The sequence below is a fragment of the Akkermansiaceae bacterium genome, assembly GCA_017798145.1.
Classification (GTDB): Bacteria; Verrucomicrobiota; Verrucomicrobiia; order Verrucomicrobiales; family Akkermansiaceae; genus Luteolibacter.
In genome coordinates, this window is the sequence record CP059069.1 from 3417682 (window position 1) to 3432133 (window position 14452).

A 14452-nucleotide genomic window follows, 5' to 3' on the forward strand; every position below is an offset into this window, starting at 1 on the left:
TCACTCCATATTGCCGGCGATGAGTGGGTTCCGGGTGTTTTCGTCCTGGGCAACGCGCATGATGCGGATGACCTTTGGCTTTGCATCCTCTTCCTTCTGCATGCGGGCGACGGTCGCCTGCTTTGTCTGGTAAACGCCCCAGAGGATGTGGATGGTGCAGAGGAGAAAGGCGATGACGGCGCAGCTTTTGACGAGATCCCACACGGGCGATGCCGTGCGTTTAGGCATCCCGGCAGGCTTGGCGATAGGTGAGGCGGGTCTCGGCCGTGCGTAAGGTTTTGGCGAAGCTGCGGTCAAGAGGCGGGATGACCCGGAGGAGAGCCAGCGCTCAAGCTGGTCGGCGAGGATTGTTGCGTCTTCGCAGCGCATTTCCGCATCATCGCAGATAGCGGCTAGGCGGAGGTCGGGAATCGCGGAAGTTTGGCTTTCGCTCTCACCGGTGAGCAATCCGCGCAGCATGTTCACGATGGCGCGGACATCGGCCTTTGCATCGGCAGCGCCGGTGCCGAAAGAGCCGATCTTCGGCTCGCATTCCGCATTCAGGAGTATGTTGGCAGGGTGGATGTCGCCGTGGATGATCCCCTTTGCGTGTGAATGAGCAATCCCACGGCATATCTCGATGGTGATGCACACCGCCTGCCCTGGATCGATGGCTTTTCCCTTGGAGGATCTGAAAAGCGATTTTCCCGGGACGTATTCCATGATCATGTAAGGCATCCCGTCCACCTCGTCGGAGTCATAGACGCGGATCAGGCTGAGGTGGGAAAGGCAGGCCATCGCCTTGGCCTCTGCTTGGAAGGCACTGCGCTTGGAAGCATCCGCCGCAAGTTCACGCGGCAGTATTTTCACTGCGACGTCCCTATCGAGCGCGGGTTGGCGGGCTTTGAAAACTGCGCAGGATGCGCCTTCGGCGATCAGGTGCTCAATTTCAAACGCTGGCAATAGACGGGAGAGATCCTTGATTTCCAGGGTTGGGGACGTGACGTGGGACATGCTGTAAGGGTGTGGGTGGATGCTTATTCAAAATATGTTGAATACCAATGGGTGTTGGATAGGAGGTTTGTATGATATTTTTGATGATTCGGGCATTACGTGATCGCGTGTGCTGACTTCAGGGGGGAAACAGCGCGGACAATTTTCCTCGAAACCGATGCCGTTGTCCCGATGATAGGTGCATATGGGAAACACGCCACAAGACAGCATCGCCCTGCTCATCGACGCGGACAACTCGCCTGCCGCAAAGATCGATTTCATCATCTCGGAGCTTGCCAGCCATGGTGTTGTGAATATCCGCCGCGCCTACGGGAACTGGACGAAGCGCGGCCTTTCCGGCTGGATCGAGGTGCTCCACGGCTACGCGATCCAGCCCATGCAGTCCTTTGATCTGGTGAAAGGCAAGAACGCCACGGACATGTCATTGCTTATCGATGCGATGGACATCCTCTACACCAAGGACATACAGACCTACTGCCTGGTTTCCTCGGACAGTGATTTCACTCCGCTCATCCAGCGCCTTCGTGCCGATGGGAAAAAAGTGATTGGCTTTGGCGATAAAAAGACACCGGAGCCGTTCATCGCCAGCTGCACCCATTTCCTCTACCTTGATGACATTCCACGGGTGGCTTCCTCAAAATCCACGAAAGCTGCTGCCTCCAGCCCTGACAACCAGCTCAAGGGCAATACCAAGCTCATGAACACCCTCCGTTCCGCCGTGAAAGCCGCGGCTGATGAGGATGGCTGGGCCGCGCTCGGGCCTGTAGGCTCGCACATCACCAACCAGGGGCCATTCGACCACCGCACCTACGGATTCAAGAAACTCAGCGATCTCTTCGCCGCGATCGATCTTTTCGAGGTCAAGGCGGAGAAATCCGCCAGCCAGACGAACTACCGTGTGAGGGTGAAAAAGGCATGAAAGATATGGTCGGCGTTTGCATGATGCTTGTTTTTGCGGCGGCATCCGGAGTCGCGCCATGTGGCCATGTACCCTTCGCACCGCTCTCCGAGGTGGATGTTGCCAGGCTCTACCAACAGGCGCGTGTCACCCCGGGCGCTCGCCAGATCGGCCTGTCGTGCGCGTTTTTTGCAAACGTGCCGGTGCTGACGATGGCCGGCGGCATCAACATCGCGGACGGCTCCCTGGAGTCGCGCGAATTCAATTCAAGGATCTATGCGTTGCGGCACGGCGACCCGACCTTCATGAGCGCCTTCGACCGAGGCATGTTCTTCGATCTCTTCGGCATCCCCTCGAAGCCTGTCACGATCTACCACCGCGAGGCGACGCGGGGAGAGTTGCTCGCCGATGCGGAGCAGATCGCCCGCCGCGATCTCGCTTCGGCGCTGGATGCCGGCCAGTTCGCATCCCTCCGGGTGATCGGTGATTTCGGCGGGCCGCACAACGTCCTGCTTCTCGCGCACCGGGCGGGTACTTTCCATTGCCATGACCCGAGGACGGGCAAGGTCAAGGCATGGCCCGCTGCGGAGATGGCTTCCAAGATCCTGGGTGTTTCCAAAAAGGGCGGGGTGGTGAAAAAGCGTTATTTCACCTCCTACCACCTCATCTCCATTCCCGCCCCGCAGGCGCTACGGCCAAAAGTTCCGGGATTGGAGGGACTGGCGGAGAAGCTGGAGATCGCGCCGACCTCGGAACAGCTCGCGGCGATTTCCGTCATTCTCACGCCGCAGGGAAATGGCAAGGATGTGGTGGCATCATTCCCGGGGATCTCCTTGGCCGTTACCGGCAAAGGCCGCAGTGCGATCAGCCAGGAGCTGCCGGCAGGCGGTTTGTATGGCGTTTTCAATCTATCGAAACTAGCACTCAACAGCTACCACATCGGCGCAAGGGACATCCTACCCGTCTGGATGATGGCAGGCGGGCCTATGGTGTTCATCGGTTATACCGGAGGCGATGTCAGGACGCTGGTTTTCACCGATGGGAAACGCAGGATGGAAATGGGACTGGACGAGGCCTTGGTCAGGTTCAGGGAGCGGGGGTGTTTCTTCGGATATATCGTCCCCGGCGCCGCGTGAGCGGCAGCTCCGGCTCCCAAACTGCCAGATTGACCGCGGCAATGCGGGTGCTACCTTTTCCGCTGAATGAAAACCCGAAACCTCCCATTTCTCGGTGCACTGATCCTGCTTTCGCTGCTCCTGCCAGCCCACGGGCAATTGCGGGATGCGGTCAAGCCAGCCGATGACCCGGCTTTCCTGAAAAAATCAGCGCTCCAGATCGACCAGCAGATCGCCAATTTCTACCGCAGGAAAAAACTGCCGGTGCCGGAGGTCACGGACGATGCGACCTTCATGCGGCGCGCGTTCCTTGTCGCCATCGGCAGGATCCCCACCGCCGAGGAGGCCCTGGCCTTTTTGGAAATCGAGGACGAGTCGAAACGGGAGGAACTCATCGGATACCTCATGGCTTCCAAGGGCTACCCCAGCCACATGACCAACTGGGCCTTCGACCTCCTCCGTCTCCGCGACGGCAGGCAGGGCAGCCAGGCGAGCAACGAACCCTACCGGAACTGGATCCGCAAGGCCATCGACGGGAACATGCCATGGGATGAGTTCGTCACCCAGCTCGTCAGCAGCTCGGGCGATGGCTGGGATCCCGAGTCGGCCTCCGTCGGCTACTACACGATCGACCGCGGCATGCCGCTCGACAACCTCGCGAACACGATGCGGATTTTCCTCGGCTCCCGGATGGAGTGCGCCCAGTGCCACGACGATCCCTTCGGAAAGACCGAGCGCATGGATTTCTACCACCTCGCCGCTTTCACCAACGGCCAATACGAACTCAACAAGAATTACATGGCGCCGTTGTGGAGGGAAATCCAGGACGACAGGCAGAGCCGCGGGCAGGAATACCAGGTGGCGCAGCTTTTCTGGGACAGGATCTATGGGATGGCCCTCGGCGGAGGTGGGAAGGGCCGCATCGACCTTCCTTCCGACTACCAATACCGCGATGGAAGCCCGGGCGAAATGGTCGGGGCCAAGACGCCCTTCGGGAAATCCGTGCGCATGTCCGACAGGAAGGACGAGGGCGACGGACGCAAGGAGTTCGCCGAATGGATCGTCACCAAGACCGGCGGGCAGTTCGCATCCGTCATCGCGAACCGGATGTGGGAGCGGGTAATGGGCAAGGGGATCTACGAGCCGGTGGACGAATACATCGAATCGCGCAGCACCGTCTATCCCGAGCTGGTTGACTACATCTCCAAGCTGATGCACGACCTCGATTACGATCTCAAAGCCTTCCAGCACGTCCTCATGCTCACCAGGACATTCCAGTTCGCGACCAACCCGAATCCCTCTACGCTCGCGGAGGGCGACGATTTCCACGGTAGGAAAATCGAACGCCTCACCTCGGAGCAGATCTGGGATTCGCTCATCACCCTCGCAAGCGGCGACCCGGACAAGAAGAAGTTCCGCACCCCGGACAACCGGATCTACGTGGGCAACAGGCCGGTGCTGGTCGGCAAGATGGACATGCCCCAGCTCTCCAGGGAAGTGCTGGCCCTGGAGTCCGAGCAGGAGGTTCGGAAATATTTCAACGACTTCGTCCAGAAGGTGAGGAGCGGTGGCGGTCGGTCGAAGGGGGAGGACTCCATGTCGATGAACACGATGCAGGTCACGAAATACGGCAGGGATGCCCCTGTGCGTGCGTCCGAGCTGCCATCGCCTGCCCCGCGCGAACATTTCCTCTACCTCTTTGGTGCCTCGGACCGTGAGGTCGTCGAGGGCGCGAGCAAGGAGCCGAACGTAGGCCAGGTGCTCTCGCTGATGAACGGCTTCGTCCAGCGCCAGCTCGTCGGGAATTCCGGCGCACACATCTACAAGAGCCTAGAAGGCGCGAGCACGGACGAGGAAAAGATCCGCCGTCTCTACGTCGCCATCCTCAACCGCCCGCCCACTGCCGAGGAGATGGGTTGGATGAAGGAGGAGGTGAAATCGCAGGGCGAGGAAGGCCTGCGCAACATCGTCTCCGCCCTGGTCATGTCCTCCGAGTTCCTGTTCCTCCAATAATCTCTAACAGAAAATCCCATGAAGCACCTACTCAACAAGGCCGATGAGCCGACCCGTCGCCAGTTCATGCAGAACGCAGCGCGCGCCTATCTCGGAGTCCACCTTTTCCCCATGCTCGGCTCCTCCATCGCCAGCGCCGCACCCGACGGCGCGGCCAAGGGCGCGAAGGCGAAGCACGTCATCTACCTCTACATGTCCGGCGGCATGAGCCACCTCGACACCTTTGATCCCAAGCCGAAGAAAAAGGAAGTCATGGGCCCCGCCACCGCGATCCCGACGAGTGCGGACGGGGTGGAGATCAGCGGATACCTTCCGGAGACGGCGAAGGTGGCGGACAAGCTCTGCATCATCAACTCCCTCAATTCGACCCAGGGCGCTCACGAGCAGGGCAGCTACATCATGCACACCAGCTACAGCCAGCGGGGCACGATCCAGCATCCGGCGCTCGGCTCATGGGTGGTGAAACTCGGCGGCAGGCTGCACCCGGAATTGCCCGGTTTCGTCGCCGTGAACTCCTCCCCGGAGCTCACCGGTGGCGGTTTCTTCGGTGCGAAATATTCCGCCGCTCCCATTGGCAGCCCCGACCAAGGCTTGCAGGACTCGCACCGTTCCGGGGATGTTTCCAAAGAGGATTTCTCCCGCCGCCTCTCGCTCGCGGACAGGCTCAACAAGCAGTTCCACGACCGCTACCCGAACACCGATGTGAAAGCCTACGAGGAGCTTTATCGCGAGGCGATCGCACTGATGAATTCCAAGGATCTCAAGGCCTTCGACCTCGGCGAGGAGGATTCGGCGACACGCCAGATGTATGGCAGCGGAAATTTCGCGCAGGGCTGCCTGCTCGCCCGCCGACTCGTCGAGCACGATGTCCGTTTCGTCGAGGTCCAACTCGGAGGCTGGGACACGCACTATGATAATTTCACCGCCGTGGAAGGCCGCTGCAAGGAATTCGACCAAGCCTACGCGGCACTCATCTCTGATCTGGAAAAGCGCGGCAAGCTCAAGGATACGCTGGTCGTCGTTGCGACGGAATTCGGTCGCACGCCGGAGATCAAGGCGGAGCACGGCGATGGGCGGGATCATCACCCGGGTGCCTTCAGCTGCGTCCTCGCGGGCGGCGGCGTAAAAGGTGGCATGAAATACGGCGAAACCGATTCCACCGGCGGCAAGGTGAAGGAGAACAAGGTGACGGTTCAGGACTTCAACGCCACCATCGCCTATGCCCTCGGGCTACCGCACGATCTGGTGCTCATGTCCCCGACGAAACGCCCGTTCAAGATCGCGGACAAGGGGTCTCCGGTGACCTCGATCTTCGGGTGAGGGGAGGCTTTCCGGAACGCCCGGCTCCGGTCGTGCGACCGTCACTTCGCCACACGTTCGGCGAACTTTCCGACAAGATCCACGATCTCCTCGCCTGCGATGTTGAACAGGTCGTTGTGGCCGGCGTCCGGGATCAGGTGGAGTTTTTTGTCGGTGGCGGGTGAGGCGGCGAAGAGTTTCTTCCCGTGGGAGACATTGATCACGCGGTCATCCTCGCCGTGGATGATGAGCAAAGGATGATGCATGGATCGGATGCGGCCCATGTTGGGGAACCTGTCGCCGGGGAAAATCGATACGGGGGTGGGAATGGCTGCGGTGAAAGCGGATCTGAAGGGGGATATAAGCGCCAGCCCCGCAGGTTTTTCACGAGAAGCCAGCCAGACGGATGGTCCGCTGCCCACGGATCTTCCGACGATGATGATTGAGGATGGGGGGATGCCGGTGTCGGCTAGGTGATTCCATGCCGCCTGGATGGCGCGCTGGCAGGATTCCTCGCTGGGCGTTCCTGTTGATTGTCCGTATCCAGGGTAGTCGTAGGCCATCACGCCGAGGCCCCGCGCGTGGAGTTCCTCATAGATGATTTCAGACTGGGCGAGATCCTCGGCGTTGCCGTGGGAATAAAGGATCGTTGGCATTCCCTTGTCGGCGGGTAGGTGGACGTAGGCGATGGACTCGCCCCGGGTGGATTTGAGCAAACCAAGATCAGGATACGAGCTGGTGTAGGACGGGGATGGCGGAACGAATATCAGCTGGTCCGCAAAGAAACAGGATGTGAGCAGGAGCATGAAATAGATCGAGCCAAGGGAGATGAATGGCTTCTTCCAGTTCCACTTGCCGATGAGGATGCGTTTCCAGTCCATCCCGGATCATTCGCACGGTATTGGGAAAATGGAATCACGGAATGCGCAGGTGATATCACGGCCAAGGGTGGCGGGGATAACGGCCCGCGAGTTCCTTTTTCATCTGGGGATATCCGTTCGCCCAGAAGTTCGGGATGTCCTTGGTCATCTGCCAGGGGCGCTGGTTCGGGGCGAGGATGTGGACGAGCAGGGGAATGCGGCCTGCTGCGATGGTCGGGGTGCGGTCGGTGCCGACGAGCTGGGCGAGCTTTGAGGAGAAAAACGGATCCTTGTCCGGGTGGTAGGTGATCTTGGCGGAGTGGCCGGAGGTGAGGTGGATGCGCTCCGGGCAATGGCTGTCTAACAAATGGCGCTGGTGCGAGGATAGCCAATCGTTGAGGACGGGCCAGACATCGGCTTCCTTGATTTCCTTGTAGCTGACCGCTCCGTGGCAGATTTGGGAAATCGCGGCGATGCGATCCTCGTCCGTCCATGTCGGCAGGCCCAGCTCTGGCATCCATTTCGAGATGCAGGCAAGGCGGTGGGTGAACTGCTCGACCTGCGAGTCCCAGTTTTTCAAAACGAGTTCTCCGGTTAGGACGCGGGCGGCGAGGATTTCCGCGGCGGCATCGAGGGGGACGTTCTGGTCGGTTTCCTTCGACTCCAGGACGAGATCGCGGAATTTCGTTTCGCGGAGGCGGACGACGCGCCTGCGGGATTCATCGTAGGCGGCACCGTCCGTGGTGCTGACAGCCTCGGGGAAAAGTTCCTCGATCCACGGGATCTCGACGGCCGTTGCGAGGCGCAGATGGGTGGTGGTTTCACGCGCCTCGACCTCGGTGATCTCGCAGGCGACGAAGGCGTCGGCTTTTCGCACGCAGGATTGGTCGTCGAGGCGGCCGCGGCGGTTGCCGACGAGGCGGCAGGCAAGGTTGCCCTGGGAGAGGCGGATGGCGAGTTGGTCGGAGAAGGCGGCGAGTATGGATTTTGCGACGGCCTCCCGGTTTGCATGGAAGTCGATTTTTCCGACGGATCTCTCCGGAAACATGCCGAGAAGCCGCGAGAGGATCATGGCGGTGTCCTTCGCCCCCCGGGCATGTATGCCTTGCTGGGATAGGCGGCGGGGATCGAAGTTCATCGCTGTGGCGGAATCGAAGGCGCGATGCTCGCCTGCGAAGTCCGATGGATCGTCCGGAAAGATGAAATCCTTGCGGTCGCCGCCGCCCTTACCCTTGGGGAAAATGCCTTCGCCCTGAACGACGGCGGCGATGAACGCCGTCTCGGCGAGGCAACCGTTGTGTAGTCCGGCGAGGAGTAGGCGCGCGTAGCGGGGTTCGAGTGGAAACCCTGCCATTTCCGCCCCGGTTTCGGTGAGTTCTCCGGAGGCATCGATGGCATGCAGTTGCCTGAGGAGGGTTTCGGCTTTGAGGATGCTGTCCTCCGTGGGGGCATCAAGCCACCGGAAGGCTCGCGGATCAAGGACGCCTGCCGCCTTGAGCAGAAGGATCGCTTCGGACAGGTCGATGCGGTGGACTTCGGGGGTTTCGAATTCCTCGCGTTTTGCATGGTCGCCGGTGCTCCAGAGGCGGAGGCAGCGGCCGGGTGCGGTGCGGCCTGCGCGGCCTGCACGCTGGTCTGCGGCGGCGCGGGAAATTTTCCGGATCAGCAGGGTGTTGATGCCACGGCGGGGGTCGAAGGCCGAGGCGCGGGCGAGGCCGGAATCGATCACCGTGCGGATGCCGGGGATGGTGAGGGAGGTTTCCGCTACGTTGGTGGAGACGATGATCTTCGGTTTCTCGGAAGGGCGGATCGCCTTTTCCTGATCGGCGGGGGGCAGTGCGGAGTAGAGCGGGAAAATGTCGTAGAACTTTGCGGCGGGTAAGTTCCCTAACAGCTCAATGGTGCGGCGGATCTCGTGGGTGCCGGGGAGGAAGACGAGGATGTTGCCGGGATCGGGAAGTGTGAGCGCCTCGCGGGTGAGTGCAGCAACCTGTTCCCAGACGGGTGCTTCGCGTTGCGGGCCGGCATGGCGGTGGTTTGTGGCGGGCCGGTGGGGGCGGTGCAGGATCTCGACGGGATAGGTTCTGCCGCCTGCGTTGAGCTCGGTCACGGGAGCCATGTAGTTGGCGAGTGTGTCCGTTTCCAGTGTTGCGGACATGACGACGAGGCGGAGATCGGGGCGTGTGCCATCCTGGAGATCGAGGCAGCGGGCGAGTGCGATATCGACCGCGAGGCGGCGCTCGTGAAACTCATCGAAGATGACCGCCGAGATGCCATCGAGCTGTGGGTTTTCATGGAGCATGCGCTGGAAGACCCCGTCGGTCAGATAAAGGATCTTTGTTTTCGCGGTGTATCTCGTATCGAAGCGAACCGCGTATCCAACCTCTTGGCCGAGCTGTGATTTCCTGTTTCCTGCAACAAATCCCGCGAGCAGCCGGGCGGCCATGCGGCGGGGTTCGATGACGATGACGCGGCCAGCGATTTCCGGAAGGTCGGCGATCATGCCGGGGACTTCGGTGGATTTCCCCGAGCCGGTCGGTGCGGTCAGGAGGATGCGCGACAGTGTTGCCGGTGAAGCGGCGGAACGGATCTCAGCTTCGATTTCGTGGATGGGGAGGCGCACGGGGTGATTCAGTACGGGGCGGTCGTGGCAAAGGCAGCGAAGCCAAAGGGGGGCGTGGCGACAGTGATGGACGGCATTGCTTTTATCTCGCGCGGTGTTTGGAAGCTGCCGGTGCAATCACTTCTGCTTCGGTCGCTTGCCAAGGCTTTCGATGCTGCGGGGTTTGTTGTCGAAGTTCCGCGCACCTTTGCCCACCGTGTCCATGTCGCCAAGTTCAAGGCGCGCGGCGGCGATGCGCTTTAACAAATCGGCCACGACTTCAGGATGTTGCGGAGCAAGGTTGGAGGTTTCTCCGGGGTCGGAGTTGAGATCGTAAAGCTGGATTTCCGGAATAGCTTCGATCATGCGGCCCCACCAGCCGGTTCCGGGCGGGTTTGCCGGACGTGGTAGCACGAGCTTCCAGCGATCCGAGCGCACACCGTTGAGCAAGCAACCGGTGTAGTAGAAAAAATCGTCCCTTGGGCTAGCCTCGGTTTTCCCGAGGAGGAAGGGGCTTGCATCGTATCCGTCGAGTGTGCGGTCTGCTGGGAGTTCTGCCCCAGCGAGTTTGGCGAAGGTGGGGAGAAGGTCCATGGTGCTTAGGAGTTCGTCGCTGGAGCGTTTTGCCGCGATTTTTCCCGGCCAGCGGACGATGAAAGGGACTTTGCAGCCTCCGTCCCACGCAGACATCTTCCATCCCTTGAGAGGAGCTGCGGAGCCGGAGTGGTTGCGAGGAATGAATGGCTTCGCACCCGGTTTCATGCCAGCCGTGGTTTCCACCCATGGGCCGTTGTCGGAAGTGTAAACGACCAGCGTGTTTTCATCGATGCCAAGCTCCTTCAGTTTTCCGAGGATCTGTCCGGTCGACCAATCGATCTCCTCGATTGCATCACCATAGGGGCCGTATTCGGACTTGCCTTTGAATTTTTCCGAGGCTCCCAGCGGGATGTGGGGCATATTGTGGGCAAGGTAGAGGAAGAATGGCCTGTCGCGGTTCCCGGAGATGAACTCGACCGCTTCCCTTGTGTAGTCGGCGGTGATGTGATCCCAGCTCTCGGTACCTTTGATGACGATATCCTGGTTGCGGAAAACCGGCACCCGCAGCTTCACATCGTCCACGCGGACCGTATAGCCATTGAACAGCGGCGTGCCGTAGAAATAGTCGAAACCCTGGGCGTTCGGCATTGTCAGTGGATCGAATCCGCCGGGGCCATTGCCCCTGGCTGTCAGATGCCATTTGCCTATGATGCCGGTCGCGTAGCCCGCCGCTTTGAGCACTTCGGCCATCGTGGTTTCGTCGGCGTGGGGAACCGTGTGCAGATGTTTCAAATTGCCGGGCTCGGCGATCCGGATCGGATAGGAACCGGTCATCAGCGCCGCGCGGGAAACGCCGCAAACCGGCTGGGCGTAGAAGTTCGTCAGCTTCAAGCCCTCGGCAGCCATTTTGTCGATGTTCGGGGTCTTGATGGTCTTCGAACCGAAACAGCCGAGGTCTTCGTAGCCTTGGTCGTCGGTGAATATCAGGATGATGTTTGGAGCGCTTCCATGAACATGGCCGTACAAGGCCATTGTGGCGAGACCCATGGCGTGGCATAGGCTAAGAGCCATTTTGGCTCCCTGTTTCGGAAAGGATGGTTTTTTCATTTATCGCAGACCACGACGAGGCAAGGATGGGTCAGGAATCCTCGGGCGCTGCGGTGGAGGGGGAACCGGCGGCCGCTTCGGAGGGTGGGGGATCGACGATCTCGACGGGAGCGCCGTCCGGGGCGTACGGGAGGCGCGATGTCGCCAGCCAATCGCCGGGGGTGAGGCCGTTGCGGACGATGAGGACTTCAGAGTTGGACCAGATGGGGGAGAGATCGGTGCGGCGGATTTTGGGGTCGTCCTTATCGATGAGGAAGACACGGTTGAGGCTGCGCATGGCGGTGCGGGGGATGACAAAGACATCTTGCAGGGTGATGCCGGACACGGCGGCGCGGAGCGGCTGGCCGATGCGGAGCTGGGGGAGATTCGAGCCGAGGCTGAAGGGATCCTCGATGAGGGCGATGGCGAAGAGCTCGCGGGAGGTAGGATCGAGAGTACCCTCAGTGCGGACGATGCGGGCTTTCCACTGGTGCGTGGTGGGCTGGGAGGGATCGGCGAGGGCGTCTGTCAGCAGGACATCGACGGGCTGATCCGTTTCATCCTCGGGAAGATCGACGAAGGGCAGCTGGGAGGGGGAAAGCGGCAGGCGGATCTCTGCGGTGAGCGTGCCGAAAATTTCACCCAGCGGGGTGGCGGCCCCGACCGCCTGGCCGACCCCGACGAGGCGCTGCCTGACCCGGCCATCGAAGGGGGCGCGGACTTTCGCGCGGTGGAGGTTTCGCTGTGCCTGATCGAGCTCCGCCTGGGCGGCGCTGACGTTCGCCTCCGCCTCGCGGAGCTGGGGGATGCGGAGTACGAGCGGGGAGGGGGCTTCGCCGGGGGCGATCTCGTCCCAGTTGAGCCGAGCCTGCTTGCCGCGCGCCTGTTCCTGGATGAGGGCGGCTTCCGCGCGTGCAAGGCGGGATTCGGAGGCGAAGACCGCCGTTTCAAGATCCGCAGGATCGAGTTCGAGAAGCACATCGCCCTGTTTGAAAAACGCGCCGTCCTCGAAGGCGGGGAGTATGGAGAGGACTGTGCCGGCGACGAGCGGGGTGATGGTGACTTCCTGCTGGGCGCGCACGTTGCCCTGGGTCTCGATGATTACCTTGTAGGAGGTGGGATTCAGGACACATCGCTCCGTCTGGAGGCGCTGGCGGGCTTGGTGCTGGGGCTTCGGTTTCTCCACGGGGATGCCGAGCCATTTCCACGCGCCAAAGCCGATCGCGAGGATGGCAATGGGGATGGCGGCTCTGACGAGGATTTTCATGCGGGGCGGGAACATCCGCCGGGAACGGGGATTTTCCAACTACGAATATGGGGTTGGGTTTGTTGCATTGATTTGGGGGGTGCCTGAAATCCCCATCCATCCCATGGCTACTTCCTAACCCCGGTTGCGGCCGCCCAATCATCCCACTTCCCGGCTAGCCCATTCACCCGATCCGGGTGCTTGGAGGCGAGGTTTTTGGTTTCCGTCCTGTCGGTTGACAGGTCATAGAGCTCCCAGGCCTTGGATTTTCCGTGGGAAACGATCTTCCAATCGCCCTGGCGCACGGCGCGGGTGCCGGCCCAGTGCCAGAAGAGGGTGTCGTCCGGGCTGCGGATGGAGGCTTCGCCCTTGAACAGGGGGAGCAAGCTCTTGCCCTCCAGCGGGAGCAGTTTTTCCCCGCCTGGATATTCCGTCCCGGCCGCGGCGAGGAAGGTCGGCATGAAGTCGATGATGTGTCCGACGGCATCCGTCCTGGAGCCCGGCTTGATCGCAGCCGGCCAGCGGGCGACGAGGGGGGTCGCGATCCCGCCTTCGTGGGAGGTGGATTTGTATTTCCTGAAAGGCGTGTTCTGGAAGTGCGCCCAGCCTGGGCCGACATGGGAGTAGAATTCCTTGGGGCCGGGGATCTGGGCGGTGTCGTTGCCGCCGGGTGTTTCGGAACAGGAGCCGTTGTCGCTGAGGAAAAGGATGAGTGTGTTGCGGGCGATGCCGAGTTCGTCGAGTGCGGCGAGCACCTTGCCGATGTTGTGATCCATCGAGGTGACCATCGCGGCGTAGGTTTCCATGCGGAGGTTCTGCCAATCCTCGCCGATGCCCTTGGCCTCGTCCCATGCCTGGACCTTGTCGATGCCGCGTATGTCCGGCCATGTTTCTGGGTCGATCAAGCCCATCCTGATCTGGTTCGCGCGGCGTTCCTTGATGAGCGAGTCCCAGCCTGCGGAAAATTTCCCCTTGTAGGCGGCGATGTCCTCCGGCTTCGCGTGGAGCGGATAATGCGGGGCGGTGAAGGGGAGGTAGTGGAAGAACGGCTTGCCCGACTTCGCGTGCTTCCTGATTGTCTCGACGGCGTGGTCGCCGAAGGCATCGGTGGCGTAGAAACCTGCCGGGAATTCAGTGATGATATCGTCGTTGTGGCCGGAGACCCGCACCGCACCGCCCTTGAATTTCGGGTCGGGCTGCAAGGGGTTGAAGAAATTGCTGGCGCCGTCCCACAGCCCGTAGGCCTCATCGAAGCCGCGATCCCATGGCCGCGTACCCACCGAGCTGCCGTTGTGCCATTTCCCGCTCATCCCGGTCGAGTATCCCGCCCCGCGCAAGGCCTCGCCGAGCGTCAGCATGTCCTTGCCGATGAGCTCGATGCCCTTGCCGCCCTTGCGCGGGTAAAGCCCGGTGAGCAGGGAGGCGCGGGTGGTGGTGCATTTCGCGTTGTTGTAGAACTGCGTGAAAAGCATCCCCTCGCGGGCGATGCGGTCGATGTGCGGCGTCCTGATATGAACCGCCCCGTAGCAGCCGATGTCGGACCAGCCCATATCGTCCGCCATGATGAGGATGATGTTGGGCTTTTCCGAAGCCGACGCGGCGCAGGCCAGTGACAGGGAAAGAAGTGCGGGGAGGGTTTTCATGCCGCCAGACTCCACCGTGCCAAGCCGCGCCGCAAGGAGGAAGAGGTAGGCCTTGATTCAGGGATGGGAGCCACGGATTTCATGGAAAGCACGGATGTGAGCATGGTTGGGGAATTCATCCCGACCCCCCCGGGGGAGGAGTGGCCGGATCCGAGGAATT

At 61.2% G+C, this 14452-nt stretch carries 10 protein-coding genes; 4 read left to right on the plus strand and 6 right to left on the minus strand.

What is annotated here, in order from left to right; all coding sequences use genetic code 11:
• Positions 1 to 993, minus strand: coding sequence for a serine/threonine protein kinase (locus HZ994_14615; protein QTN33492.1), 993 nt, complete (start codon positions 991 to 993; stop codon positions 1 to 3).
• 184 nt (positions 994 to 1177) lie between these two features.
• Between HZ994_14615 and HZ994_14620 the strand changes: the two genes are divergently transcribed.
• The 4 genes from HZ994_14620 to HZ994_14635 all read left to right on the plus strand — a co-directional run bounded on the left by HZ994_14620 (position 1178) and on the right by HZ994_14635 (position 6339).
• Entirely contained in the window at positions 1178 to 1912 is a 735-nt protein-coding gene (locus HZ994_14620) for an NYN domain-containing protein (GenBank protein QTN33493.1), read from the plus strand.
• Positions 1909 to 3027 carry a hypothetical protein gene (locus HZ994_14625; protein QTN33494.1) on the plus strand — a complete coding sequence of 373 codons (1119 nt, stop codon included), beginning with the start codon at positions 1909 to 1911 and terminating at the stop codon, positions 3025 to 3027. The genes HZ994_14620 and HZ994_14625 overlap by 4 nt, the downstream gene beginning before the upstream one ends.
• Before the next feature lie 66 nt (positions 3028 to 3093).
• The gene (locus HZ994_14630; GenBank protein QTN33495.1) at positions 3094 to 5019 is read left to right on the plus strand and encodes a DUF1549 domain-containing protein; all 1926 of its coding nucleotides are present in this window, start codon (positions 3094 to 3096) and stop codon (positions 5017 to 5019) included.
• 18 nt (positions 5020 to 5037) lie between these two features.
• Positions 5038 to 6339: a DUF1501 domain-containing protein gene (locus HZ994_14635; protein QTN33496.1), complete on the plus strand. Its 1302-nt coding sequence runs from the start codon at positions 5038 to 5040 to the stop codon at positions 6337 to 6339.
• A gap of 41 nt (positions 6340 to 6380) precedes the next feature.
• Here HZ994_14635 and HZ994_14640 read toward each other — a convergent pair whose 3' ends face one another.
• The 5 genes from HZ994_14640 to HZ994_14660 all read right to left on the minus strand — a co-directional run bounded on the left by HZ994_14640 (position 6381) and on the right by HZ994_14660 (position 14292).
• Positions 6381 to 7199 (minus strand): alpha/beta hydrolase, encoded by an 819-nt coding sequence (locus HZ994_14640; GenBank protein ID QTN33497.1) that lies wholly within the window; start codon positions 7197 to 7199, stop codon positions 6381 to 6383.
• Between the two features lie 55 nt (positions 7200 to 7254).
• Positions 7255 to 9801 carry an ATP-dependent helicase HrpB gene (gene hrpB, locus HZ994_14645; protein QTN33498.1) on the minus strand — a complete coding sequence of 849 codons (2547 nt, stop codon included), beginning with the start codon at positions 9799 to 9801 and terminating at the stop codon, positions 7255 to 7257.
• A 117-nt stretch (positions 9802 to 9918) separates the two neighbouring features.
• Entirely contained in the window at positions 9919 to 11349 is a 1431-nt protein-coding gene (locus tag HZ994_14650) for a sulfatase (GenBank protein ID QTN34410.1), read from the minus strand.
• A gap of 106 nt (positions 11350 to 11455) precedes the next feature.
• On the minus strand, positions 11456 to 12670 hold the full coding sequence (locus HZ994_14655; protein QTN33499.1) for an efflux RND transporter periplasmic adaptor subunit: 1215 nt from the start codon (positions 12668 to 12670) through the stop codon (positions 11456 to 11458).
• Positions 12671 to 12777: 107 nt separating this feature from the next.
• Complete coding sequence (locus tag HZ994_14660; protein QTN33500.1) at positions 12778 to 14292, minus strand: arylsulfatase; 1515 nt, start codon at positions 14290 to 14292, stop codon at positions 12778 to 12780.
• Positions 14293 to 14452: the final 160 nt, after the last annotated feature.

Coding starts and splice junctions, on each gene's coding strand:
- HZ994_14615 (QTN33492.1), bottom strand. CDS start 993: ATGTCCCACGTCACGTCCCCAACCCTGGAAATCAAGGATCTCTCCCGT.
- HZ994_14620 (QTN33493.1), top strand. CDS start 1,178: ATGGGAAACACGCCACAAGACAGCATCGCCCTGCTCATCGACGCGGAC.
- HZ994_14625 (QTN33494.1), top strand. CDS start 1,909: ATGAAAGATATGGTCGGCGTTTGCATGATGCTTGTTTTTGCGGCGGCA.
- HZ994_14630 (QTN33495.1), top strand. CDS start 3,094: ATGAAAACCCGAAACCTCCCATTTCTCGGTGCACTGATCCTGCTTTCG.
- HZ994_14635 (QTN33496.1), top strand. CDS start 5,038: ATGAAGCACCTACTCAACAAGGCCGATGAGCCGACCCGTCGCCAGTTC.
- HZ994_14640 (QTN33497.1), bottom strand. CDS start 7,199: ATGGACTGGAAACGCATCCTCATCGGCAAGTGGAACTGGAAGAAGCCA.
- HZ994_14650 (QTN34410.1), bottom strand. CDS start 11,349: ATGGCCTTGTACGGCCATGTTCATGGAAGCGCTCCAAACATCATCCTG.
- HZ994_14655 (QTN33499.1), bottom strand. CDS start 12,670: ATGAAAATCCTCGTCAGAGCCGCCATCCCCATTGCCATCCTCGCGATC.
- HZ994_14660 (QTN33500.1), bottom strand. CDS start 14,292: ATGAAAACCCTCCCCGCACTTCTTTCCCTGTCACTGGCCTGCGCCGCG.